The sequence below is a fragment of the Fusobacterium perfoetens ATCC 29250 genome, from assembly GCF_000622245.1.
In the GTDB taxonomy this organism is placed as follows: Bacteria; Fusobacteriota; Fusobacteriia; order Fusobacteriales; family Fusobacteriaceae; genus Fusobacterium_B; species Fusobacterium_B perfoetens.
In genome coordinates, this window is the sequence record NZ_JHXW01000003.1 from 96764 (window position 1) to 120214 (window position 23451).

The 23451-nt window shown below is 25.0% G+C and carries 23 protein-coding genes; 15 read left to right on the forward strand and 8 right to left on the reverse strand.

Annotated features, from left to right (window positions below; genetic code table 11):
- The first annotated feature begins 3 nt into the window (after positions 1–3).
- Entirely contained in the window at positions 4–1788 is a 1785-nt protein-coding gene (locus T364_RS0100475; protein ID WP_027127804.1) for a bifunctional glycosyltransferase family 4 protein/polysaccharide deacetylase, read from the forward strand.
- A gap of 19 nt (positions 1789–1807) precedes the next feature.
- The gene (locus tag T364_RS0100480; protein ID WP_035945160.1) at positions 1808–2200 is read left to right on the forward strand and encodes a YybH family protein; all 393 of its coding nucleotides are present in this window, start codon (positions 1808–1810) and stop codon (positions 2198–2200) included.
- A gap of 22 nt (positions 2201–2222) precedes the next feature.
- On the opposite strand, the gene T364_RS0100485 is transcribed toward T364_RS0100480, so the two are convergent.
- Complete coding sequence (locus tag T364_RS0100485; RefSeq protein ID WP_027127806.1) at positions 2223–2681, reverse strand: NanQ anomerase/TabA/YiaL family protein; 459 nt, start codon at positions 2679–2681, stop codon at positions 2223–2225.
- Between the two features lie 96 nt (positions 2682–2777).
- Positions 2778–4079, reverse strand: a complete 1302-nt coding sequence (locus T364_RS0100490; RefSeq protein WP_027127807.1) for an ATP-dependent nuclease — start codon at positions 4077–4079, stop codon at positions 2778–2780.
- A gap of 104 nt (positions 4080–4183) precedes the next feature.
- Here T364_RS0100490 and T364_RS10200 point away from each other — a divergent pair, with 104 nt between their 5' ends.
- The 10 genes from T364_RS10200 (at position 4184) to T364_RS0100540 (ending at position 15109) form a co-directional block, all read left to right on the forward strand.
- A complete protein-coding gene (locus tag T364_RS10200) occupies positions 4184–4888 on the forward strand; it encodes a murein L,D-transpeptidase catalytic domain family protein (RefSeq protein WP_051532584.1) in 705 nt (234 codons plus the stop codon).
- Positions 4889–4981: 93 nt separating this feature from the next.
- Positions 4982–7465, forward strand: a complete 2484-nt coding sequence (locus tag T364_RS0100500) for an AMP-binding protein (protein WP_027127808.1) — start codon at positions 4982–4984, stop codon at positions 7463–7465.
- Positions 7466–7593: 128 nt separating this feature from the next.
- Complete coding sequence (gene obgE / locus T364_RS0100505; protein WP_027127809.1) at positions 7594–8880, forward strand: GTPase ObgE; 1287 nt, start codon at positions 7594–7596, stop codon at positions 8878–8880.
- Positions 8880–9797: a tRNA (adenosine(37)-N6)-dimethylallyltransferase MiaA gene (miaA, locus tag T364_RS0100510; RefSeq protein WP_027127810.1), complete on the forward strand. Its 918-nt coding sequence runs from the start codon at positions 8880–8882 to the stop codon at positions 9795–9797. Before obgE ends, miaA begins: the two co-directional genes overlap by 1 nt.
- A 67-nt stretch (positions 9798–9864) precedes the next feature.
- Positions 9865–10374: a hypothetical protein gene (locus T364_RS0100515; RefSeq protein WP_027127811.1), complete on the forward strand. Its 510-nt coding sequence runs from the start codon at positions 9865–9867 to the stop codon at positions 10372–10374.
- Positions 10361–10774, forward strand: a complete 414-nt coding sequence (locus T364_RS0100520; protein ID WP_027127812.1) for an ATP-binding protein — start codon at positions 10361–10363, stop codon at positions 10772–10774. The genes T364_RS0100515 and T364_RS0100520 overlap by 14 nt, the downstream gene beginning before the upstream one ends.
- A gap of 1 nt (position 10775) precedes the next feature.
- The gene (locus tag T364_RS0100525) at positions 10776–11126 is read left to right on the forward strand and encodes an STAS domain-containing protein (protein ID WP_027127813.1); all 351 of its coding nucleotides are present in this window, start codon (positions 10776–10778) and stop codon (positions 11124–11126) included.
- A gap of 25 nt (positions 11127–11151) precedes the next feature.
- A complete protein-coding gene (rny, locus tag T364_RS0100530) occupies positions 11152–12717 on the forward strand; it encodes a ribonuclease Y (RefSeq protein ID WP_027127814.1) in 1566 nt (521 codons plus the stop codon).
- Between the two features lie 232 nt (positions 12718–12949).
- Positions 12950–14080 carry a cyclically-permuted mutarotase family protein gene (locus T364_RS0100535; protein ID WP_027127815.1) on the forward strand — a complete coding sequence of 377 codons (1131 nt, stop codon included), beginning with the start codon at positions 12950–12952 and terminating at the stop codon, positions 14078–14080.
- Positions 14081–14107: 27 nt separating this feature from the next.
- Entirely contained in the window at positions 14108–15109 is a 1002-nt protein-coding gene (locus T364_RS0100540) for a substrate-binding domain-containing protein (protein ID WP_027127816.1), read from the forward strand.
- 206 nt (positions 15110–15315) lie between these two features.
- Here T364_RS0100540 and T364_RS0100545 read toward each other — a convergent pair whose 3' ends face one another.
- The 6 genes from T364_RS0100545 to T364_RS0100570 all read right to left on the reverse strand — a co-directional run bounded on the left by T364_RS0100545 (position 15316) and on the right by T364_RS0100570 (position 20329).
- Positions 15316–16539, reverse strand: coding sequence for a uracil-xanthine permease family protein (locus T364_RS0100545; RefSeq protein ID WP_027127817.1), 1224 nt, complete (start codon positions 16537–16539; stop codon positions 15316–15318).
- Positions 16540–16612: 73 nt separating this feature from the next.
- Positions 16613–17245, reverse strand: coding sequence for a thiamine diphosphokinase (locus T364_RS0100550; protein ID WP_035945163.1), 633 nt, complete (start codon positions 17243–17245; stop codon positions 16613–16615).
- A 45-nt stretch (positions 17246–17290) separates the two neighbouring features.
- Positions 17291–18127, reverse strand: coding sequence for an endonuclease/exonuclease/phosphatase family protein (locus T364_RS0100555; RefSeq protein ID WP_027127819.1), 837 nt, complete (start codon positions 18125–18127; stop codon positions 17291–17293).
- Between the two features lie 12 nt (positions 18128–18139).
- Positions 18140–18715 (reverse strand): D-sedoheptulose 7-phosphate isomerase, encoded by a 576-nt coding sequence (gmhA, locus tag T364_RS0100560; protein WP_027127820.1) that lies wholly within the window; start codon positions 18713–18715, stop codon positions 18140–18142.
- A 16-nt stretch (positions 18716–18731) separates the two neighbouring features.
- Positions 18732–19604 (reverse strand): LysR family transcriptional regulator, encoded by an 873-nt coding sequence (locus T364_RS0100565; protein ID WP_027127821.1) that lies wholly within the window; start codon positions 19602–19604, stop codon positions 18732–18734.
- 92 nt (positions 19605–19696) lie between these two features.
- A complete protein-coding gene (locus T364_RS0100570) occupies positions 19697–20329 on the reverse strand; it encodes a hypothetical protein (RefSeq protein WP_027127822.1) in 633 nt (210 codons plus the stop codon).
- 145 nt (positions 20330–20474) lie between these two features.
- Between T364_RS0100570 and T364_RS10205 the strand changes: the two genes are divergently transcribed.
- The 3 genes from T364_RS10205 (at position 20475) to T364_RS0100585 (ending at position 23367) form a co-directional block, all read left to right on the forward strand.
- Positions 20475–21245 carry a phosphatase gene (locus T364_RS10205; protein WP_035945164.1) on the forward strand — a complete coding sequence of 257 codons (771 nt, stop codon included), beginning with the start codon at positions 20475–20477 and terminating at the stop codon, positions 21243–21245.
- A gap of 75 nt (positions 21246–21320) precedes the next feature.
- On the forward strand, positions 21321–22274 hold the full coding sequence (locus T364_RS0100580) for a nitronate monooxygenase (RefSeq protein WP_027127823.1): 954 nt from the start codon (positions 21321–21323) through the stop codon (positions 22272–22274).
- A gap of 127 nt (positions 22275–22401) precedes the next feature.
- Positions 22402–23367, forward strand: a complete 966-nt coding sequence (locus T364_RS0100585) for a KpsF/GutQ family sugar-phosphate isomerase (protein ID WP_035945166.1) — start codon at positions 22402–22404, stop codon at positions 23365–23367.
- Positions 23368–23451 lie beyond the last annotated feature (84 nt).

Genomic DNA, 23451 nt, shown 5'->3' on the forward strand with positions numbered 1-23451 from the left:
TGTATGAATATATTAATGGCTCTTTCTCAATTAGAGGTTACAGGGGCTGAAGTTTATGGAGTAACTTTGGCTGATGAACTTATAAAAAGAGGAAATAATGTTTATATAGTTTCTGATACTTTAACAAAACCTACTAAGGCTGAATATTTTAAAATTGAATTTAATAAAAGAAGTTTATCTCAAAGAATTTCTCATGTAAAAGAGCTTCTAAGAATTATAAAAGAAAAAGATATTCAGGTGGTTCATGCTCATTCAAGAGCATCTTCTTGGAGTTCGGCAATAGCTTGTAAAATAGCAGGAATTCCTTTAATAACAACAACTCATGGAAGACAACCAATACACTTTAGTAGAAAACTAATAAAAGGTTTTGGAGACTATGGAATTACAGTATGTGAAAATATTTATAGACAACTTATAGATAAATTAGGAGTAAAAGAAAATAAAATTTGTGTTTTAAGAAATCCTGTAAGTTGTGAAGAATATGATTTTTCTGAAAATAGTATAAAAGAAAAAATAATTATTTCGATAATAGGAAGATTATCAGGTCCTAAAGGAGAAATTTGTTATGATTTATTAGAAAGATTATATAAAAATGAAAAATATCAAATCCAAGTAATAGGTGGAAAAGAAATTCCAGAAAGATTTAAAAAATTTCAAGAGAAAGTAAAATTTTTAGGATATGTAAATGATGTTCCTCAAAAAATAAAAGATTCTAGTATAATTATAGGAGCTGGAAGAGTTGCTATAGAGGGAATACTTTCTGGAAGACCTGTAATAGCAGTAGGAGAACAAGAATATATAGGGCTTGTATCAGAAAAAAATATTGAAAAAGCTCTTAGTGGAAATTTTGGAGATGTAGTAATTGAATATAATGGAGTAGATATTTCTAATATAGAAAAAGATATTGAAGAGGGAATAAATTTAAAAAAAGATGAACTTTTAAGATTAAGAGATATTATCAAAGAAAATTTTTCTATAAAAACTATTGTTGATAATATAGAAAAAATTTATTCAAAACAATATGTTTTAAAGAAAAAATATGAAATTCCAGTTATTATGTACCACAGAATAATAAGAGAAACTGATGAAAAAGGTGTTCATGGAATATATGTTTTAGATAAAGTTTTTGATGAACAAATGAAGTATCTAAAAGAAAATGGATATCAAACAATCACTTTTGAAGATATAAAGTCTGGAAAGTATAGAGAAAGATTTAATCGTGGAAATAAATGGATTATGATTACTTTTGATGACGGATATAAAGATAACTATGAAGTTGCTTTTCCAATTTTAAAAAAATATGGATTTAAGGGAACTATATACCTTTTAGGTGAAGCAAAATATAATAGTTGGGATGTAAATAATCCTAAAAATCCAGAGAAAAAATTTATTCTTATGGATGATGAAGAAATTTTAGAAATGCAAGAGTATGGAATAGAATTTGGAGGTCATACTTTAAATCATCCAATGTTGGCGAGATTAGATTTAGAAAAAGTTAAAAAAGAAATTTTAGAATCTAAAAAAATAACAGAAAAAATGCTTGGTAAAAAAATGAATTGTTTCGCTTATCCATATGGAAATTTAAGTGAAGAGGTAAAAGATATTGTAAAAGAAGCTGGTTATGAATTTGCTGTAGCTACTGATAGTGGAGATATAACTTTTGATAAAGATTTATTTCAAATAAGAAGAATAGCAATATTCCCTAAAAATAATATGTTTAATTTTAAAAGAAAAGTTAGTGGAAAATATAATTTTGTAAAAATTAAAAGAGAACAAAGAAAAAAATAAAATTAATAAGGAGAATATTATGGAGATAGAAAAAGAAATCAAAGAGCTTATAAAAAAAGCAGATTTAGCTATAAAAGAAGAAAGGTTTGATGATTTAGTTGAATTTTATTCAAAAGATGCTATCTTAGTTATAAAACCAGGAACTTATGCTAGAGGAAAAAAAGAAATTAAAGAAGCTTTTATAAGAATTGCTAAATATTTTAAAAATAGTATAGTTCCAACTCAAGGAAAAATGATATTTTTAGAAGCTGGAGATACAGTTCTTGTTCTATCACAAACTTTTTTAGATTCTAAAAATAAATTAGAATCTGAATACTCAATGGAAAGAAAAGCAACATATATTTATAAAAAAATAAATGGAAAATGGCTTTGCTCAATAGATAATTCATATGGAACAACTTTATTAGATTAAAAAATAGCACGATTATTTCGTGCTATTTTAATATTTTATAAACAACTTTTTTTATAGATTTTTTTTCATTTACTTTTAAGCAAGGCATATGAGGTTCATCAGTAAAGAAAATTATAAAATCTTCAGGAGAAAGAGTAAAAATTGTTTCTGGAGATTTTTTAAATAATTCAAAATCATTTTCAGTATTAAATGGTTCTGCTATTTCTAGTCCTTCATCAGATAATAGAACACCATAATTTTCTATACCATCTATAACAATTTGAATATCTATATATTTTTTATGAGTTTCAAAAAGAGCTTCTTCTATATCTTTAGTTGATTCAATTTCTTGAATATTAAAAAACACTTTTTCTCCATCAATTATATTTTTTCCAACAGTTCTTTTTTTATATTCCTCTTTTAGGATACTATCAATAGCTTTATCAAGATTTTCTGATAATCCTTTATATAGTCCTATATTTTTTAGTTTTCCTACTATCATTTGCAACCTCCTAAAGAAAATTTAATCTAATTTAATTATATTATATAAAATAAATATAGTAAAAGAAAAATCAAGAAAAAAATTCCATTAATGAAATTACTCATAAATTTTTCTTATTTTTCTTTCTAAAGAATCAGACATTTTGTAATTTTCTTCAGAAATATATTTAAGAGCATTAAAAGGTTTATTTTTATAAGAAGTTCTATCTTTTTTTTCATTATAAATTTCTTCTTCAATATCATTATCGAATGCAAGAGAAATTCCTAAATCTCCGTCAACAAGTGATTGAATTTGTTTATTTTTTTTATTTGAATTTTCTATTTCTTCTTCTGTTCTCCATGAATGATTGTCTTTATCATAAACAGCAACATAAGGAATTCTAAAATTATTTAATAAAGTAATAAATTGAGGAATTGTACTTTTACTACCACATTCAATAATAGAATAATCATATTTGAATATATTTAAAAGTTTTCCAAGAAAAGCAATAACAATTTTATCTGTTTGTCCTTCTACTAAAATTACTTTTTTAGCAAAAAATAATTCAGCACGGTCAGGATTAATCCAATAGTTCATATTAAAGGCTTTAATATCATCATCTTGAAAAATATCTTTATTAGTTTGCCAGAAAGAAATTTTATTTTTTAAATTTTTTATAATACAGATAGATTTATATTGTTTTAAACCTACAAAACAACTTGAAAAAGTTTTTAAATAAATATTTACACCTCTATTAGAAAGTTTTATAAAATAATTATATAACTCTCTTTGTTTTTGAGGATTAAGATATAGTTCAGGTTCTTCAAATAAGATAATGGCATTTCCTAAAAGAGTAGTTTCTTTATCTAAAGACTCTAATGTAATTTGTTTTATAAATTCAAAGAATAAATATCTATAAATTTCTCCGTTTTTATGTCCTAATTTAATTTCTTTGTATAAATTTTTTAAGTCATTCTCAATTTTTTGAGATTTTTCAGGATTTTTTATTAAAAGTTTGTAGAAAAAATTACCAACTTCTTTAAAATCTTCTTCTATTTTTCCATGAATATGAATAAAAGGAATTTTTTCAATAAATTCTAAGTATTCTTCAAAACTTATTTCTTTCCAGATATCTCCTGTTTTTAAATAAAAAGTTTTTTCTAAATTAGGTTTTATAACAATTTTTAACTTATAAACTTTAGAATTTTCTAATAATATAAGCTTTATTTGCGAATAATCTACTTTAGGTGGTATATCAGTCTTTTCAATTTTTGCCTTATTAAAAGCAAATGAAATAGCAGAAATAATATTATTTGTTCCCTCAATACTTTGACCTAAGAAAAGCATAAGTTCTCTAAAGTGTATATCTATTTTTTTTATCTTTTGCCAATTTCTTATTGAAATTAATTTTAATCTCATATGTCCTCCTAAAATAATTAATAAATTTTGATTTATTTTCTACTATATGATAATATTACAATATAAATAAAAAAAATTCAAAGGAAATTTAGAAAAGAGGTACAATGAAAAAGATTTTTTTTATATTTAGTTTTCTTACTATAAATTTTATTAGTTTTTCTCAAGAAGAAATTTGTAAAAATTTTCAAGAAAAAGAAATTATTAAACAAGAAAAAAACTTGTTAGAAAAAATTTCAATAAAGGAATTTTATAAAAAAAGTAAATTAAATGAAAAAATAGATTTTAAAATTTTTAAAATGTCTGTAGATGGTTATAATAAAATAAAAAATAAAAATGAGGATTATTTGATAATTATAGATTTTTCAAAAGAATCTTCTAAAAAAAGATTTTATCTCATAAATCTTTTTGAAGGGAAGATAGAGGCTGAAACTTATGTGGCACATGGAAAAAATAGTGGTATAGAAAAAGCAATTAGTTTTTCAGACCAAACTAATTCTTATAAAAGTTCTATGGGATTTTTTTTAACAAGAAATCACTATAATGGAAGATATGGATATTCAATTAGATTAAAAGGATTAGAAAAAGGAATAAATTCTAATGCTTTTGTAAGAGGAATAGTACTTCATGGAGCAAAAGAGTCGGAAGAAAGTTATTTAAAGCAATATGGTTTTTTGGGAAGAACAGAAGGATGTCCAGCAATTCCATTAAGTTTAGTAAAAAATATATTAGGAAGGATTCCAGAAAATACAGTTTTATTTATTTATGGAGAAGATGAAAAATATTTTGAAAAAAGTTGTTTAATAAAATAAAAAATAACTATTCTATGATATTGTCAAAAAAAAACTGCTGTGATATAATAATAGAAGATTTCTTACAACTGTTATATAAAAAGGAGAATTATTGTGATATTTTTAAAAGAAAGTGAAAAAGTTGCACTTATATATGATGATAGAAAAATAACTTATAGTGAAACAGCAAAAGGAGCAAAAAGTTTCTCAGAAAAATTAGATATTCAGAGAGATGATAGGGTAGTTATTTTTATGGAAAATAGACCAGAGATTTTATATGGTTTATTAGGAATTTTTGACAAAAGAGGAATATCTGTTAATCTAGATGGAAGTTTTACTGGAGAAGAATTAGTTTATTATTTAAAGGATTGTACACCTAAATATATAATTTGTTCTCATAAAACTTATGAAGAAGCTAAAAAAGGAGTAGAATTATCAGGGCTTGATATAGAAATTGTTATAGGAGAAGAAGTTCCTCTTGATTATAAAGGAACTGATTTAAAAATAGAAATTGACGAAAAAGAAGAAAAAGATAAAGTAATGTTTATACTTTATACTTCTGGAACTACAGGAAATCCTAAAGGAGTTATGCTTACTTTTGATAATTTATTAGTTAACTTAGAAGGATTAATGAAATATAAAATGTTTAATTCAGATGATAGAGTTTTAGGAATATTACCAATGCATCATATTTTACCTTTATTAGGTTCTGGGTTATTACCAATAGTTTACGGAGCAACATTAGTATTTTTAAAAGAAGTATCTTCTCAAGCTTTGGTAGATGCTTTAAAAAAATATAAAATTACAATTATTATTGGAGTTCCTAAATTATGGGAAATGTTGCATAAAAAAATAATGGGAAAAATAAATGAAAAAGCTATACCAAAAGGAATATTTGCTCTTGCAAAAAAAATAAATAATAAATCTTTTAGTAAAAAAATATTTAAAAAAGTTCATGAAGGATTTGGTGGTGCTGTTCGTTTCTTTGTTTCAGGTGGTTCTAAATTAGATAAACAAATATCAGAAGATTTTTTAACTTTAGGATTTGATATTTGTGAAGGATATGGACTTACAGAAACAGCTCCTATGATAAGTTTTACTCCTATTAATAAAGTAATTCCAGGTTGTGCTGGAGAAATAATAAATGATGTAGAAGTAAAAATTACTGATGAAGGAGAAATTTTAGTTAAGGGTAGAAATGTAATGAAAGGTTATTATAATAAGCCTGAAGCTACTGCAGAAGCTATAAAAGATGGATGGTTTTATACAGGAGATTTAGGACATGTAATTGGAAAAAATCTTTATGTTACAGGTAGAAAAAAAGAAATGATAGTTTTATCTAATGGAAAAAATATAAATCCTATTGAGATTGAACAGTGGTTAATTAGTAAAAGTGATTTAATAAAAGAAGTTGCTATAATTGATTATGAAAATAAATTAACAGCTTTAATATATCCTGATTTTTATAAATTACATGATGATGGAGTAACTAATATTTTAGAAACATTTAAATTAGGAGTAATAGATGAGTATAATAAACAAGCTCCAAGTTATAAAAAAGTATTAGATGTAAAAATAGTTCAAGAAGAATTTCCTAAAACAAAAATAGGAAAACTTAGAAGATTTATGCTTAAAGATTTATTAGAAGAAAAAAAAGTAGAAAAAAAAGAAATTGAAGAACCTAATACAAAAGAATATAAAGAAATTTCTAAATATATAAAATCATTAAAAAATAAAGTTATATCACCAAAAGACCATTTAGAATTAGATTTAGGTTTAGATTCCTTAGAAATAGTTGAGTTATTAACATTTATAGAAAGTAGTTTTGGAATAAAAATAGATGAAAAAACTTTAGTAGAAAATGCTACAGTTGAAAAATTAGCAGAATATGTAGAAAAAATATCAAAAGAAGAAGTTAATCATACTAATGTAAAATGGAAAGATTTGCTTACTGCAGAGGTCAATATTACAAGCTTCCCTAAATCTAATTTAGTTGGAAAACTTGTAAAATTACTTTTAAAAATATTTGTATTTACTTTTTATATAAAAATTGATAAAAAAGGTCTAGAAAATACAAAGACAAATGAACCTGTTATTTTTGCTGGGAATCATCAAAGCTTTTTAGATGGATTTATGTTAAATCAAACTTTTTCTAATGATGTATTAGATAAAACTTGTTATTTTGCGAAATCTAAATATTTTGTAAAACCTCACATGAAATTTATGGGAGAAAATTCAAATATAATTTTAGTTGATATTAATAAAAATTTGATTAATTCTTTACAACTTTTAGGAAAAGCTATAAAGTCAGGGTATAACATAGTGATTTTCCCTGAAGGAACAAGAACAAGAGATGGAAAATTAGGTAAATTTAAAAAATTCTTTGCCATATTAGCTCAAGAATTAAATATTCCAATAGTTCCATTTGTAATAAAAGGAGCTTATGATTTATATCCACCAAGTGCGAAGTATCCTCGTTCAGGAAAAGTAAGTATAGAATTTTTAGATAAAGTTTATCCAGATAAAAATCTTTCTCATGAAGAATTTGCTGAAAAAATAAAAGAAATAATAGCTAAAGAATTAAAAGAGGATAAATAAAATAATTTTGAAATAAAAAGTTCTCAAATATTAAAAAAATATTTAGAGAGCTTTTTTTTTATAATAAAAAATGATATAATAAAATAGAGATAATCTGTAAAAAAATAAAAATGAAATAAGGAGAATACATGTTTATAGATGAAATAATTATTACAGTAAAAGCTGGAAATGGTGGAGATGGAGCTGCTACTTTCAGAAGAGAAAAATATATTCAATTTGGCGGACCAGATGGTGGAGATGGAGGAAAAGGTGGAGATGTTATATTTTTAGCTGACCCTAATATCAATACTCTTATAGATTTCAAATTCAAAAAGAAATTTGCTGCTGAAAATGGTGGTAATGGAGCAAAAAAAAGATGTTTTGGTAAGAATGGAGAAGATTTAATAATAAAAGTCCCTGTGGGAACTCAGGTAAGAGATTTTGAAACAGGAAAATTATTATTAGATATGAATGTTCCTAATCAAAGTAGGGTATTTTTAAGAGGAGGAAAAGGTGGATTTGGAAATGAACACTTTAAAAACTCTATAAGAAAAGCTCCAAAAATGGCAGAAAAAGGAAGAGAGGGAGCAGAAGTAAAAGTAAAATTAGAATTAAAACTTTTAGCTGATGTAGCTTTAGTAGGATATCCTTCTGTTGGAAAATCAAGTTTTATTAATAGAGTTTCTGCAGCAAAATCAAAAGTTGGTGCATATCATTTTACTACTTTAGAGCCAAAATTAGGAGTTATCAGAATGGCTGAAGAAAAATCTTTTGTTATTGCTGATATTCCAGGACTTATTGAAGGAGCAAGTGAAGGAGTAGGGTTAGGAGATAAGTTCTTAAGACATATTGAAAGATGTAAAATGATTTATCATATAGTTGATGTAGCTGGAATTGAAGGAAGAGACCCAATAGACGATTATAATAAAATCAATGAGGAATTAAGAAAATTTAGTGAAAAGTTAGCAAATAAAAAACAAATAGTTTTAGCTAATAAAATGGATTTATTATGGGAAATGGATAAATATGAAGAATTTAAAAAGTATGTGGAAGAAAGGGGAGCAAAAGTTTATCCTATTTCAGTAATATTAGGAGATGGAATTAAGGAAGTTATAAATGATACATATGGACTTTTAGAGAAAATTCAAAGAGAACCATTAGAAGAAGAGGAAGATGTATTAAAAGTTATAAAAGCACAAAAAACTGATAAAGCACCATTTATAATTACTAAAGACGAAGATGGAGTATTCCAAGTTGAAGGAGCAATGGTAGACGGAGTATTATCAAAATATGTAATAACTTATGATGAAGAATCTGTAATAACTTTTGTACATATGTTAAAAAATCTTGGAATGGAAGATGCTCTTAGAGAAGCTGGAGCTGTAGATGGAGATACAATAAGAATTATAGATGTAGAATTTGAATATGTAGAATAATAGAGGTTTTTATGAAAGGAATAGTTATAGCTGGACCTACAGGTGTTGGAAAAACAGATTTATCTTTAAAATTAGCAAAAGAATTAGATTGTTATATTATTTCTTCTGACTCAGCACAGGTTTATAAAGATATGAATATAGGAACTGCAAAAATTTTAGAAGAAGAAATGAAAGGAATAAAACATTTTATGTTAGATATTGTAGAACCTATTTCAAAATATAGTGTTGGTGACTATCAAAAAGAAGTAGATAAGATATTACAAGAGACAGAAAAAGAAAATAAAAATATCATTCTGACAGGAGGAACAGGTCTTTATATAGGAGCCATAACAGAGGGACTTTCTGATTTGCCTTCAGGAGATGAAAATTTAAGAAAAGAATTATCAAAACTTTCTACAAATGAATTATATGAAAAATTAAAAGTTTTAGATTGTGAAAGTATTAAAAATATCCATATTAACAATAGAAAAAGATTAGAAAGAGCATTAGAAGTTTGTCTTTTAACAGGAAAAAAATTTTCAGAACTATCTAAACAAAATATTAAAAATAACAATTACTCATTTTTAAAAGTTTGTTTAACAAGAAATAGAGAAAATCTATATAAAAGAATAGATAAAAGAGTAGATATAATGGTTGAAAATGGTCTTGTTGAAGAGGTTAAAAATATTTGTGAAAAATACGGTAAAGAAATAATAAAAAAAATAAATATAATAGGTTATAGTGAAATTATAGATTATTTTAATGGAGAAATATCATTAGAGGAAGCTATTTCTAATATAAAAAGAAATTCTAGAAGATATGCTAAAAGACAACTTACTTGGTTTAGAAATCAAGATAATTATATTTGGTTTAATTTAGATGAGGAATCGGAAGAAAGTATATTAATTCAGATAAAAAACTTATTTTACAGATTATAAACTAACAATTAGCTTGATAAAATCAAATACTTATGATATTATAGAATAAGATTTCTAGGAGAAAAAGATGAAAAAAATATTATTCTTAATTATGTTTTTATTGTTTATAGGTTGTAGTAATATTCAAAATAGAGATACTGAAAATATAAATAATTTAAGAATATGCGAAAAATATTGTGATAATTGGGAATTAGATAAATTAGAGTCAGAACTCCAAAAAATTCAAAATAAAGATTTAGTAAAAAAATTTGAGAAATGTTTAGAAGAAAAAATACTTTATAAAAAAGAATTAGATAATTTTTTACAAAAAATAATAATTTCTATAAAAAATAATCAAATTTCAGAGATAGAAGATAAATTTCAAAATAGTATTTCAAATAAAAAAATTATAAAAATATTAAAAAATTCTGATTTTTCAGAAGTAAATATAATATTTAGTAAACCAGAATTTTATAAAAAAACTGCAAAAAATAAAGTAGCTTTTATATTTTTGGAAGAAGTTATTTATCTCTCTATAGATTATAAGATTATTAATGGAGAATGGAGGATAATAAGAGTAAAGGATGGAAGAGAATAGTAATTCAAAAAAAAATGAAATAAAAATTTCAATATCATCAACTTTAGAAAATTTATCTGTTATAAGAGCTCTTATAAGAACTTATTTAAATAGTTATAAAATAGATGAAAGAACTATTATGGAAATATTAACTATAACTGATGAATTAACTACTAATGTTGTAGAACATGGATATCAATATAAACCTGGAGAACTTATTATTTGTATAGAAAAAGATGAAAATCTGATAAAATTAGTTGTAGAAGATAATGGAGTAGGTTTCGATGACTCAAAAATGAGTAAAGAAGAAGGCGGAATGGGTTTAATGATAGCAAAAAAAATGTCAGATAATTTTAAAATTGAAAAAAAGATAAATGGAACTAAATTTAAAGTAGAAAAGAGATTAAAGGAGGAAAAATAATATGAATACAGAATTTAGTATTGTAGAAAAAAGAGAAGGAGAGGTTATTATATATAGTATAACTGGTGAGTTAGATGCTTTAGTGGCTCCTCAATTAAAAGATAAAATTTCTCATGAAATTGAAGAAGGAGAGAAAAATTTTATTATTAATTTTGAAGAGGTTGTTCATATTAATAGCTTAGCTTTAGGAATATTAAGAGGAAAATTAAAATCAGCTAGAGAAGCTGGTGGAGATATAAAATTGGCAAAATTAAATGAACATATAAAATCAATATTTGAAATGATAGGATTAGATGAATTATTTGAGATATATGAAACAGAAAAGGAAGCATTAGAAAATTTTAATAAATAATAAATTATTATAGAAAGGATTGAATATGAATTATATATTAGGAGTAGGATTAGGAATAATCGGACTTAGTATAATTTTTGCTTTATTATACAAAAAGTCTGTTATAGATAAAAAGATAGAAGAATTAAAAAATATGGAAGATGAACAATTAAAAGGGCAAATTAAAGCTAAAGAAATAATAAAAAATGCTGAATCAGAAGCATTAATAGTAAAGAAAGATATAGAATTAAAGGCTAAAGAAATAGCTTATCAAATAAAAGAGGAAGCTGAGAAAGAAATAAAAGCTTCTAAAAATGAAATATTACAAAAAGAATTAAGAATAACAAGAAAAGAAGAAAATATTGATAATAAATTAGAAAAAATAGAACAAAAAACATTAGAACTTGAAAAGCAAGAAGAAGTTTTAGAAGAAAAATTACAAGAAATAGAGAATTTAAAATTAAAAGAAGAAGAAGAACTTGAAAAAATATCAGGACTTTCTAAAAATGAGGCTAAAGAACTTCTTATTTCTAAATTAAAAGATAGTTTAACACATGAAACAGCAATGGTTATAAAAGATTATGAAGCTAGATTAGAAGAGACAAAAGAAGATATGGCTAAGAGAATAATTTCAACAGCAATAGGAAAAGCTGCTTCTGAATATGTTGTCGACTCAACAGTGTCAGTTGTAAATCTTCCAAATGACGAAATGAAAGGAAGAATTATTGGAAGAGAGGGAAGAAATATACGGACTATAGAATCTTTAACAGGAGTAGATGTAATTATAGATGATACTCCAGAAGCCGTAGTTCTTTCAAGTTATGATGGAGTTAAAAGAGAAGTAGCAAGAAGAGCTATTGATAAATTAATTTCTGATGGAAGAATACATCCAGGAAAAATAGAAGAATTAGTTAATAAAGCAAGAAAAGAAATAGAAAAAGATATTATAGATACTGGAGAACAAGCTATCTTAGAAGTTGGAGTACAAGGACTTCATCCAGAAATTGTAAAAACTTTAGGAAAATTAAAATATAGAACAAGTTATGGACAAAATGTGTTAGTGCATTCAATAGAAGTTGCAAAACTTTGTGGAGTATTAGCTGCTGAATTAGGATGTAATGTAAAATTAGCTAAAAGAGCTGGGCTTTTACATGATATAGGAAAAGTTTTAGACCATGAAACTGAATCTTCTCATGCAATAATTGGAGGAGAATTTTTAAGAAAATTTGGAGAAAAAGAGGAAGTTATCAATGCTGTAATGGCTCATCATAATGAAGTTGAAAAGAAAACGGTTGAAGCTGTATTGGTTCAGGCAGCAGATGCTGTATCTGCTTCTAGACCTGGTTCGAGAAGAGAAACTTTATCTGCTTACTTAAAGAGATTAGCTTCTCTAGAAGAAATAGCAAACTCATTTAAAGGAGTTGAATCTTCTTATGCTATTCAAGCTGGAAGAGAAATGAGAATAATTGTAAATCCTGAGACAATTTCGGATGATGAAGCTATAATTATGGCTAGAGAAATGGCTAAAAAAATTGAGGATACAATGCAATATCCAGGTCAAATAAAAGTTACTATTTTAAGAGAAACAAGAGCTACAGAATATGCAAGATAAATAAAAATTAATTTTAAATAGCTGAGTTAAAATAAAATTTTACTCAGTTATTTTTTTTAAAATTATTATATAAAAATTAATTTTCAATAAAATTAATGTACTAAAAAAGTTTAAAATATTTTTTTTTAATAAAAAAAGAAAAAAGTGTTGACTTTTTTTTAAAAAAAAGGTATATTTTAAATATGAACGCGAGAACAGTTTTTATAAAAATTATAAATTATGGAGGGATTGTATGAAAAAATTTGCTTTAGTTTCACTTATTTCTATTTTAGCTTTAACAGGATGTACAAATGTAAAAGCTCCTAATGTTGAGAAAAAAATAACTTGGGAACATGCAGGAAATTTACCAGCGCAAAAAGGATTTGAGAAAAATATTGGAGTAGCTGGAGTTTTATCAGGAACACTTGAAAATAAATATGTTGTTGTAGGTGGAGGAGCAAATTTCCCATTTGAACCAGTTGCTGTAGGTGGAGCAAAAAAAACATATTCAGATATTTATTTATTAGAAGCTGATGGAAGTAAATTAAATACAGTTGATCATATTAATTGGATAAATGAAATAGGATATGGAGCTTCTGTAACAACAAAAGACGGAGTATATTATTTAGGAGGATCTACTAATCCAGAAGGAGATAATGATATCTTATTAGTGAAAGTTGTAGAAGGAAAATTAAAAGTTGAAAAAATAGGAGATTTACCTTTTACACTACAAAATGGTGGAGCAGTTGAAAAAGATGGAAAATTATATGTATTTGCTGGAAAACAAGATGGTCAAGCTACAAATAAATTATGGTCTTATGATTTAGCAACAAAAGAAGTTAAAGAATTAGCTCCAATACCAGGAGCATCTGGAAGAACTCAAGCAGTAGGACAAATATTAAATGGAGAATTATATGTATTTGGTGGAGGAACTTCAGTAGCTTATACAGATGGATATAAATACAATTTTTTAACTAATGAATGGACAAAAGTTGCTTCTGTAGAATTAGATGGAAAAGGAATATCAGTATTAGGAGCAAACTCAGTTAAATTAAATGATTCTGAAATGTTAGTTATTGGAGGATTTGATAAAGCTATTTGGGATGATGCAAATTATAATTTAGGAACTTTAAAAGGTAAAAAATTAGAACAATATAAAGCTGGATATTTTGGAGCAGATCCTAAAGATTTCAATTGGAATAAAAATATATTAGTATATAATGCTACTAAAAATGAATGGAGAACTTTAGGAGAAATACCATTTGATGCTCCATGTGGAGAAGGATTAGCTATAATTAATAATAAAATTTATTCAATAAATGGAGAAATAAAACCAGGTGTAAGAACAGATAGAATGTTTGCTGGAACAATTTTAAGAAAATAATAAAATATAAAAAAGAAGGAGCTTACTATGATTACTCAAAAAGAAATAGCAGAAAAATTAGGAATTAGTAGAACAACTGTTGCAAGAGCTATTAATGGAAGCCCTTCTATAAAAAAAGAAACAAAAGAAAAAATAATGGAGCTAGTGAGACAATATAATTATGAAAAAAATTATATAGGTAGCTCACTAGCTATAAAAAATAAAAAAATTATTTATGCACTTGTTGTAAAATCTAAAAATGAATATTATACAACTGAAATAAATAGAGGTCTTCAAGAAGCAAAAGATGAATTTAAAGCTTATAATATAAAATTTAAAATAATACAAACAGATATAAATGATGAAAAGGCCCAGTTAATTAAATTAGAAGAAATATTAAAAGAGAAAATAGATGGATTAATAATAACACCATTAGCTAAAGAAAAAGTCTATAAAATGTTAAAACCATATATTCCAGAATTGAAAATAGTATCTATTGGAATAAGGTTGAATAGAAATATATCTCATGTAGGACCTAACCATAAAAAAATGGGTAGAATAGCAGGAGAAATAATGAAAAATATTCTACGAGATGATGAAAAGATTTTAATTATAGATAATGGTAATGATAAAATTTCTTCTAAAGATTATTTAGAAGGATTCTTAAGTAAGATTAAAGAAACTAAATTAACTATATTAGGTCCTATAAAAGGAGAAGGAATAGACAATACAGTTTCAATATTAAAAAAATATGCTAAAGATGGAGAATTGAAAGGAATATATATAAATAGATATTCTCATGATTCTTTAGAAAAAGTTCCAAAAGAATTATTAATGAATAAGAAAATAGTTACTAATGGAATGGAAGATAAGATAATAAAACTTATCAAAAATAAAATTGTTACAGCTACTATAATGGAGGAAGTTTTTTTAGAAGGTTATACTGCAGGTAAAAAGATATTTGAATTGTTAATTAAAAATAAAATAGTTGATAATAATTGGGAAATATTAAAGCCTAGAATAATTTTTTTAGAAAACTTAACAGATTAATAAAGTTAAAAGAAACAAATATGTTTCGATTCTTATATTTTTAAATTTAATATTCATAATAATTTTTTTAAACAATGATATTTTTACTTAATTTAATAATGGAAATTTGAAGTTTATAAATTGTTATAAAAACTAAAATATAAAAAGCTGGAGAAATTTTAATTTCTTCAGCTTTTTTCATTTAAATTTATAACTAAAATTAAAAATTAATCAACATCAGGAAAAATTTTATTTAAAATAATTCCAACAATAGCAGCAATAGCAAGTCCAGAAAGAGAAACTGTTTTCCAAATAACAATGTTATCAATTCCAATTCCTAAAACTAAGATAAGAGAAGAAATAAGTAAATTTCTTGATAATGAAAAATCTAATTTAGATTCAATAAGAGTTCTCATACCAATCGATGCAATCATTCCAAATAATATTACAGAGATTCCACCCATGACAGGAGAAGGAATTGTTTGTAAAATTACTCCAAATTTTCCAATAAAAGATAGAATTATAGCATAACAAGCCGCAATTCTTAAAATAAAAGGGTCATAAACTTTTGTTACTGCTAAAACTCCAGTATTTTCTCCATAAGTTGTATTAGCAGGACCTCCTAAAAAACCAGCAGCAATAGTAGCCAATCCATCACCTAAAAGTGTTCTACTTATTCCAGGATTTTTAAAGAAATCTTTTCCAACTACAGCTCCATTAGTAGTAATATCTCCAATGTGTTCTATGAATACTACAAGAGCTATAGGAGCAATTGCAAGAACACTAGTTAAAGAAAATTTAGGAAGAGTTGTAATTGAAGTTATAGCATCATTAGAGAATCCAATCCAATTAGCTTGTAAAATAGGTGTAAAATCAACTAATCCCATAAATATAGAAATAATATATCCAATTGTTACAGAGATTAAAATAGGTATTAATCTAAAAAATGATTTTCCAACAGATGAAAAGAAAACCATACTTATAACTACAACAAGAGCAACTATAAAACTTTTTATATCAAAATGTCCATTAGAATATCCAGACATAGAAATAGCAGTAGGACTAAGTCTTAATCCAATGACTACTATAATAGGTCCAACTATGATTGGTGGAAAGAAAGATTTAATTTTTTCTATTCCATATATTTTAACAAGATAACTCATTATAACATAAATTAAACCAGCACTAATAATACCACCTTTTACTGATGCAATTCCTTCTTCTTTTAAAACTAAAGATATAGCCCCTATAAAAGCAAAGGAAGAGCCTAAAAAAACTGGAACAATTTTTTTAGTACAAAAATGAAAAATGAGAGTTCCTATACCTGCACAAAGTAAAGCAACAGAAGGATTTAATCCAGTTAAAAAGGGAACTAATACAGTTGCTCCAAACATAGCTAAAACATGTTGAAGACCTAATATTAATTTTCCTTTAGTAGAAATTTCATTCATAAAAAAACCTCCAAATAAAATAATTTTCGGAGGTAATTTTATCATAAATAACATAAAATATCAAATAAAAAAATTAAATATTTTCTATAATTCCAATTAATTTACCAGAAGAAAAACTAATATTAGCTGAATTAGAAATAATAATATTACTATTACAAAGACTTTCTCCTCTTTTTAAATTATAATTAGAGAGAGGATACTTGAAACCTGAAAGAGAAAGATTAGTAACTTCATCACTCATAGGAATAAAAGAAATAATAAAATTTACTTTATTATAAATTGTATGTTCATTTTCAACTTTGAAAATGAATTCTTTTTCATCAATATAAAAAATATTTTTATATTTGAAAAGGAAATTAAGATTAGTAAGAAAATGGTCAGTTCTTCCTCCTAATCCACCTAAGATATAAATTTCATCAAAATTTAAATCAGTGACATATTTTATGATAAGCTCACCATCAGTAAAATCTTTATCTTTATTAAATTTTACAACTTTACAATTTGATTTTTTTAAATTTTCTAATTGATAATTTCCTAAAGAATCAAAATCTCCCCATATTTCTAGTGGGGTAATACCTAAATCTAAAGCATATTTTAATCCACCATCAGCACAATAAATATATTTTTCATTTTTTAAAAGTTCTTTATAAAATTTATTTTTAGAATCCATTATTCCATTTAGAAAAATAAAAGCTTTTTTTTTCATAATTCTCCTTAAAAATTAAGAAAGGTTGACTTAGTTGTCAACCTCTTAATCATCATCAATTAAAATATTAACTTGAATAAAAATAGGAAGATGATCAGAAACTTCTTTTCTAGCTTTTAAATAATTTCCATTAGTAAAATCCAAAGCTCCACTAATTCCTGTGAATTCAGTAGTATATTTAGTAGAAATAAAAATATTATCATATTGATTAGCTAGACCTTTAGTTCCAATAGTAGTTTTAATATTAGGAGATATAGTATAAATAATTTTATCTTTATGAGAAAGTAATTTTTTAAATCCGCTATTTCTAACAGATAAATTAAAATCTCCACCTATTATTATGTCATTTTCTTTAGGATCTAAATTTTGAAAATAATTATATACTTTGTCTAAAGCTAAAGCTTCGGCTACTCTTTGACTTGTTTTACTTCCATAAATAGAATGAAGTAAAACAAAAGTGAAATCCATATTTCCTATTTTAAAGTCTGCACCATAAGGTTCACGAATGAAATTATTATCATTATCTTTAAAGTATTTTCTTGATTTTAAAAATTTAACATTTTTAGTTTTATATACAAAAGCATAATATTCTTTATATTTATTAGTTCCGACAGGATAGGGAGAAATATGATAATCCCAATCCTCATTACTATATTTTTCAAGATTATCAATAACTTTTAAAACACCATTTTTAGAAAATACTTCAATAAAACCAATTATATCAAATGAATTTAAAATTTTACCAATTTCTTCATAGTCTTTTTTATTACTTCCTAATCTTAAAATATTAAATGAAGCAATATATCCAGTTTCATTTTTTAATTGAGAAAAAGATAATAAAGCATTAAGAATAAAGAAGATTAAAATAAATATTTTTTTCATATTTATCACATTTTAGTAATTTTCAGGGAACATAATTCTTTCAACACCTTCAATTATGATATGAAGTATCATCATATGAATTTCTTGGATTCTATCAGAAGTATTTCCAGGAATAATAAATTCATAATCACATGTTCCTTTAATTTTACCTCCATCTTTACCTAATAAAGCTACAGTTTTTAATCCTTGTTTTTTGGCTATATCAATAGCTTTTATTATGTTTTCAGAATTTCCACTAGTAGAAATTCCTATAAACATATCTCCTTCTTTTCCAAAAGCTTCAACACCCTTAGAAAAAATATAATCAAAGCCATAATCATTTCCAACACAAGTGATATGAGAAGATTCAGATAAAGCTATAACAGGAAGAGCTTTTCTTTCTTTTCTAAATTTTCCTGTAAATTCTTCAGCAAAATGCAAAGCATCACAGTTACTTCCACCATTTCCACAAATAAGTGCTTTATTTCCATTTTTAAATATTTTAGCTAATTCATGGGATATTTTTTCAGTAACTTTTTCTTTTTCTTCTTTTTCAATAAAATTTTTTAGTAATTCAAATTCTTCTTTATAAGATTCAATTAAATTAATCATTATCCCTCCATAATTATTTAAGCAATTTGTAATTAGAAATAAAATTCAAAAACTTAATAATAGGGACTAAAGAATTTTTATCTTTAGTAACAATAACTTGATATCCATCTTTTACTTCACTAATTTCTTCAATAACTCTGAATTCACCATTAATGATTTCCTTATGAATAGCATAATAAGGTAGAATTACATTAGCTAATTTATTTTTTACCATTCCTTTAATAATTTGTAAACTTCCTTGAACTATAATTCTATTATCAAAATTAATTTGATATTTTTCTTCTAAAAAATTAATAGCTTTTAAATTGTTAGGAACATTATTTCTACTTATAAGTGGATGTTCAGTAACATTATTTATATTTACATTTTCATCAGCAGTAATTAAATAATAAGGTACTTTTTCTACAGTTAATATATCCAGATTAGGGTCTACAATATGTTCTTCATCAACTAGAGCTATATCAATACTACCTTCTTTTAAAATTTTTAAAAGAGTTGGTTTATCAGCAATTTGAATTTCATACTCTATTTCAGGATATTCCTCACTAAACTCTTTCATTAATTTAGGTAATAAAGGGTCTCCAATTATAGAAGTAGAACCTATGATTATTTTAGCTTTTCCAAGTTTTATAATTCTATTAATTTCTTTTTCAGCTCTTTGAACTTTGTTAAAAATATCTTCAGCCATTCTATAAAGAGCTTCTCCAGCATAAGTAAGTCTTATTTTTTTTGAACTTCTATCAAATAATTTCGCATTTAAAAGTTCTTCAAATTTTTTTATTTGAATAGAAACGGCAGATTGATTAATATATAATTTAGTTGCAGCTTTTGTAAAACTCTTTTCTTTAGCAACTTCATAAAAGATTTTTAAATAATGCAAATCCATTGTTTCTTCCCCCTATATTAATAATAAAATAATTTACTAATATATTTTATCATATAAATAATATATAGTACATATATTTTTAAGAAATTTTATTATTTTTTTAAACAAAGTTCTTTAAATTTAGGTAAAGTAAGACACCAATCACAAAATGTTCCCCAGTCTTCTTTAAGTTTATGATGTCTTCTTTGCTTATAAATAGTTTTTAATTGCAAATAGTTTGTAGTGACTCTCATAGTTTGTTCAAGTCCTAATGGAGCATTAGAAATAATTTTCATAAATATTTCATATTTTGAATAAGTTTTTCCATCAATATTTTTATCTTCTTCATTTTCTTCAAATGAATTATAAATATCTACCCATTTTTGAAGATTTTCAATTACAATATCATCAACATATTTATTACAAGTTTCTTTAAGATTCATTTTAGTAATTCTGTGCATTTTAGAAGTTGAACTTACTATATCAGCAAAGTGATATCTTTGAAATTGTGGAGTCCAATAGTTAGGATATGTAATATCAAATTGCACAGTAATTCCTTTTAGAAAACAATCATGACCACTAGCTGGAATAGCATTTCCAAGATGTTCTATTCTTTTTAAATCTTTTTCAGAAAGCTCACAAATATCATCTTCATAAGGTAAAATATTTCCACTAATCATAGGATATCCACTAGCTTTGGCACTTTCTTCAAGTCCGTATACTCTTACATTAAATATATTTAACATTAAATTATAACCTCCAAATAAAAAATTATACAATATATTATATCATTCTATATATAAAAAAAAAAGAAAAAATTAAAATGATAAATAAAATTTGTGATATAATAAGTAATATGTAAAATTTATAGTAAGGAGGCCAATAAAAATTATGAACTATAAAATAGATTTACATGTACATAGTAATACTAATCCACATGCATTTAGTACAATAGAAGAAAATGTAAATTTTGCTTGTGAAAATGGAATGGAAGTTATAGCTATTACAAACCATGGACCAGCACTTTTAGATACACCTCATTGGTGGCAATTATTAAATATAAAAATATTACCAGAATATATAAAAGGTGTAAGAGTTTTAAAAGGTGTAGAAGCTAATATTATAGGAGAAAATGGAGAAATAGATATAAATCAGGCAATTTATAAAAATTTAGATATAGTATTATGTGGATTTCATGGATGTCCAGAATATCATAAAAATCAATCAATTGAAAAAAATACTAAAGCAGCAATAAATATTATAAAAAGTCAAAAAATAGATATTTTAGTTCATCCAGGGAATAAAGAGTTTCCTATAGATTTTGAAAAAGTTATAAAAATTGCAAAAGAAAATAATGTAGCCATTGAAATAAATAATAGTTCATTAAGTGGAACTAGAGAAGGTTCTGAAATAAGATGTAGAGAAGTAGCTAAAATAGCTAAAAAATATGGTTGTTATTTAACTGTTAATACAGATTCTCATTATTGTAGATTAATAGGAAAAACAGATTTAGCAATGAAAATAGTAGAAGAAATAGAATATCCAGAAGAGTTAATAATAAATAGTTCAGTTGAAAGATTAAATAACTTTTTAGAATTAAGAAAAAAATTAAGAGTTAAAGAAATATTTGATGATTATATTGAAAAAAGATTTAAATATTAAAAATAATTAAATTGAAGAAATAAAAAAAAGATGGTATAATTTTTTTGGGAAAGATAAATAGTGTTAGGAGGAAGAATGAAAAAAAATAGAATATGTCAATTATTAGGAATAAAATATCCTATCTTTCAAGGAGCTATGGCTTGGTTAGCTGATGGAAACTTAGCAGGACATGTTTCAAAAGCTGGTGGATTAGGAATAATAGCTGGTGGAGGAATGCCAATAGAGGTTTTACGTCAAGAAATAAAAAAGGCTAAAATGATAACTGATAATCCATTTGGAGTAAATTTAATGTTAATGATGCCAAATGTAGCTGAACAAATAGATGTATGTATAGAAGAAGGAGTAAAAGTAGTAACAACAGGTGCTGGGAATCCTGGGGTTTATATGGAAAAATTAAAAGGAGCAGGGATAAAAGTTATACCAGTTGTTTCTTCTGTAGCTTTAGCTAAGAGAATGGAAAAAATAGGAGCAGATGCTTTAGTAGCAGAAGGATTAGAAGCAGGAGGACATATAGGAGAGATAACAACAATGGCTCTTACTCCACAGATTGTAGAGGCTGTTTCTATACCAGTTATTTTAGCAGGAGGAGTTGGAGGAGGAAAACAATTCTTAGCAGCTTTTGCTTTAGGAGCAGAGGGAGTACAAGTAGGAACTAAATTTATAGTAGCAAATGAATGTAATGTACATGATAATTATAAAGAAGCAATAATTAAGGCTAAAGATAGATCTACTGTTGCAACAGGAAATTATACTGGACATCCAGTAAGAGTTATTGAAAATAAATTTGCAAAAGAACTTTTAGAAATGGAAAAACAAGGAGCTTCTATAGAAGAATTGGAAGCAAAAGGAACAGGAAGATTAAGATTAGCTGCTATTGATGGAGATGTAAAAGAAGGAAGTGTAATGGCTGGTCAAGTAGCTTCTATGGTTACAAAAAGAGAGAGTGTTATAGAAATAATAGAAGGACTTATGAAAGATTTAGAAATAGAAAAAGAAAGATTAAATAAATACTTTGAAGAAATAAAATAAAAAATTTAAACTATCTTTAATAAAAAAATTAAAGATAGTTTTTTTTATATTAATAAAATGTTATAATGTATTATATTAAAAATAAAGGAGGATATATAAATATTAATTATTTATATAAAATAAAATTATGAATTCAATAGAAATGGCAAAAAAATTATTTGATTCAGAAATAGAAGAACTTATAAAAGTAAGAAATAAAATAGATGATAATATAGAAAAAATTGTTGAATTAATTTTAAATTCAAAAGGAAAAGTTGTTATAACAGGAATAGGAAAGTCAGGACTTATAGGAAAAAAAATAGCAGCTACTTTAGCTTCTACTGGGACTCATGCAATATTTATGAATTCAGCAGAGGGACTTCATGGTGATTTAGGAATGATATGTGAAGAAGATGTAGTTATAGCAATTTCTAACAGTGGAAATAGTGAAGAAGTATTATCTTTAATACCATCAATAAAGAGAATAGGAGCCACTTTAGTTGCAATGACAGGAAATAAGAAATCACCTCTAGGTAGAGAAGCAAAATATATATTAAATATAGGAATAGAAAAAGAAGGGTGTCCTTTAAATTTAGCTCCTATGTCTTCAGCTACTTCTACTCTTGTTATGGGAGATGCTTTAGCTTCTATTTTAATAGAAAAAAGAAAATTTAAACCTGAAAATTTTGCAATTTATCATCCAGGAGGAACATTAGGAAGAAGATTATTAATGAAAGTAAGAGATGTTATGCATACAGGAGACAATCTTCCATTAGTAAATGATATTTCATCAGTTGATGAAGTTATTTTAAGAATGACTAAAAAAAGATTAGGAGCAGTTTGTGTTATGAATTCAGAAAATAAAATGGTAGGAATAATAACAGAAGGAGATTTAAGGAGAGCTTTAAGTAAGAAAGAAGAATTCTTTAAAATGAAAGCTGAAAATATCATGACGAAGAACTTTACTTATGCAGATGAGGGAATAATGGCTATTGAAGCCTTGGATTTAATGGAAAATAGAGAAAATCAAATATCAGTTTTACCTGTTATGAAAAATGGAGAGTTAGTTGGAATAGTAAGAGTACATGATTTATTAAATGTAGTAGGAAGATAAAAAATATTTTGATTTTAAAAATATGAAGTATAAAAAATAATTTTATAAACTAAAGTATTTAATTTCATATTTATTGACAAAACA

What these genes read in the sequence shown, in the direction of transcription:
- T364_RS0100475 (WP_027127804.1), top strand. Translation starts at nt 4, where the DNA reads ATGAATATATTAATGGCTCTTTCTCAATTAGAGGTTACAGGGGCTGAA.
- T364_RS0100480 (WP_035945160.1), top strand. Translation starts at nt 1,808, where the DNA reads ATGGAGATAGAAAAAGAAATCAAAGAGCTTATAAAAAAAGCAGATTTA.
- T364_RS0100485 (WP_027127806.1), bottom strand. Translation starts at nt 2,681, where the DNA reads ATGATAGTAGGAAAACTAAAAAATATAGGACTATATAAAGGATTATCA.
- T364_RS0100490 (WP_027127807.1), bottom strand. Translation starts at nt 4,079, where the DNA reads ATGAGATTAAAATTAATTTCAATAAGAAATTGGCAAAAGATAAAAAAA.
- T364_RS10200 (WP_051532584.1), top strand. Translation starts at nt 4,184, where the DNA reads ATGAAAAAGATTTTTTTTATATTTAGTTTTCTTACTATAAATTTTATT.
- obgE (WP_027127809.1), top strand. Translation starts at nt 7,594, where the DNA reads ATGTTTATAGATGAAATAATTATTACAGTAAAAGCTGGAAATGGTGGA.
- T364_RS0100515 (WP_027127811.1), top strand. Translation starts at nt 9,865, where the DNA reads ATGAAAAAAATATTATTCTTAATTATGTTTTTATTGTTTATAGGTTGT.
- T364_RS0100520 (WP_027127812.1), top strand. Translation starts at nt 10,361, where the DNA reads ATGGAAGAGAATAGTAATTCAAAAAAAAATGAAATAAAAATTTCAATA.
- T364_RS0100525 (WP_027127813.1), top strand. Translation starts at nt 10,776, where the DNA reads ATGAATACAGAATTTAGTATTGTAGAAAAAAGAGAAGGAGAGGTTATT.
- rny (WP_027127814.1), top strand. Translation starts at nt 11,152, where the DNA reads ATGAATTATATATTAGGAGTAGGATTAGGAATAATCGGACTTAGTATA.
- T364_RS0100535 (WP_027127815.1), top strand. Translation starts at nt 12,950, where the DNA reads ATGAAAAAATTTGCTTTAGTTTCACTTATTTCTATTTTAGCTTTAACA.
- T364_RS0100540 (WP_027127816.1), top strand. Translation starts at nt 14,108, where the DNA reads ATGATTACTCAAAAAGAAATAGCAGAAAAATTAGGAATTAGTAGAACA.
- T364_RS0100545 (WP_027127817.1), bottom strand. Translation starts at nt 16,539, where the DNA reads ATGAATGAAATTTCTACTAAAGGAAAATTAATATTAGGTCTTCAACAT.
- T364_RS0100550 (WP_035945163.1), bottom strand. Translation starts at nt 17,245, where the DNA reads ATGAAAAAAAAAGCTTTTATTTTTCTAAATGGAATAATGGATTCTAAA.
- T364_RS0100555 (WP_027127819.1), bottom strand. Translation starts at nt 18,127, where the DNA reads ATGAAAAAAATATTTATTTTAATCTTCTTTATTCTTAATGCTTTATTA.
- T364_RS0100565 (WP_027127821.1), bottom strand. Translation starts at nt 19,604, where the DNA reads ATGGATTTGCATTATTTAAAAATCTTTTATGAAGTTGCTAAAGAAAAG.
- T364_RS0100570 (WP_027127822.1), bottom strand. Translation starts at nt 20,329, where the DNA reads ATGTTAAATATATTTAATGTAAGAGTATACGGACTTGAAGAAAGTGCC.
- T364_RS10205 (WP_035945164.1), top strand. Translation starts at nt 20,475, where the DNA reads ATGAACTATAAAATAGATTTACATGTACATAGTAATACTAATCCACAT.
- T364_RS0100580 (WP_027127823.1), top strand. Translation starts at nt 21,321, where the DNA reads ATGAAAAAAAATAGAATATGTCAATTATTAGGAATAAAATATCCTATC.
- T364_RS0100585 (WP_035945166.1), top strand. Translation starts at nt 22,402, where the DNA reads ATGAATTCAATAGAAATGGCAAAAAAATTATTTGATTCAGAAATAGAA.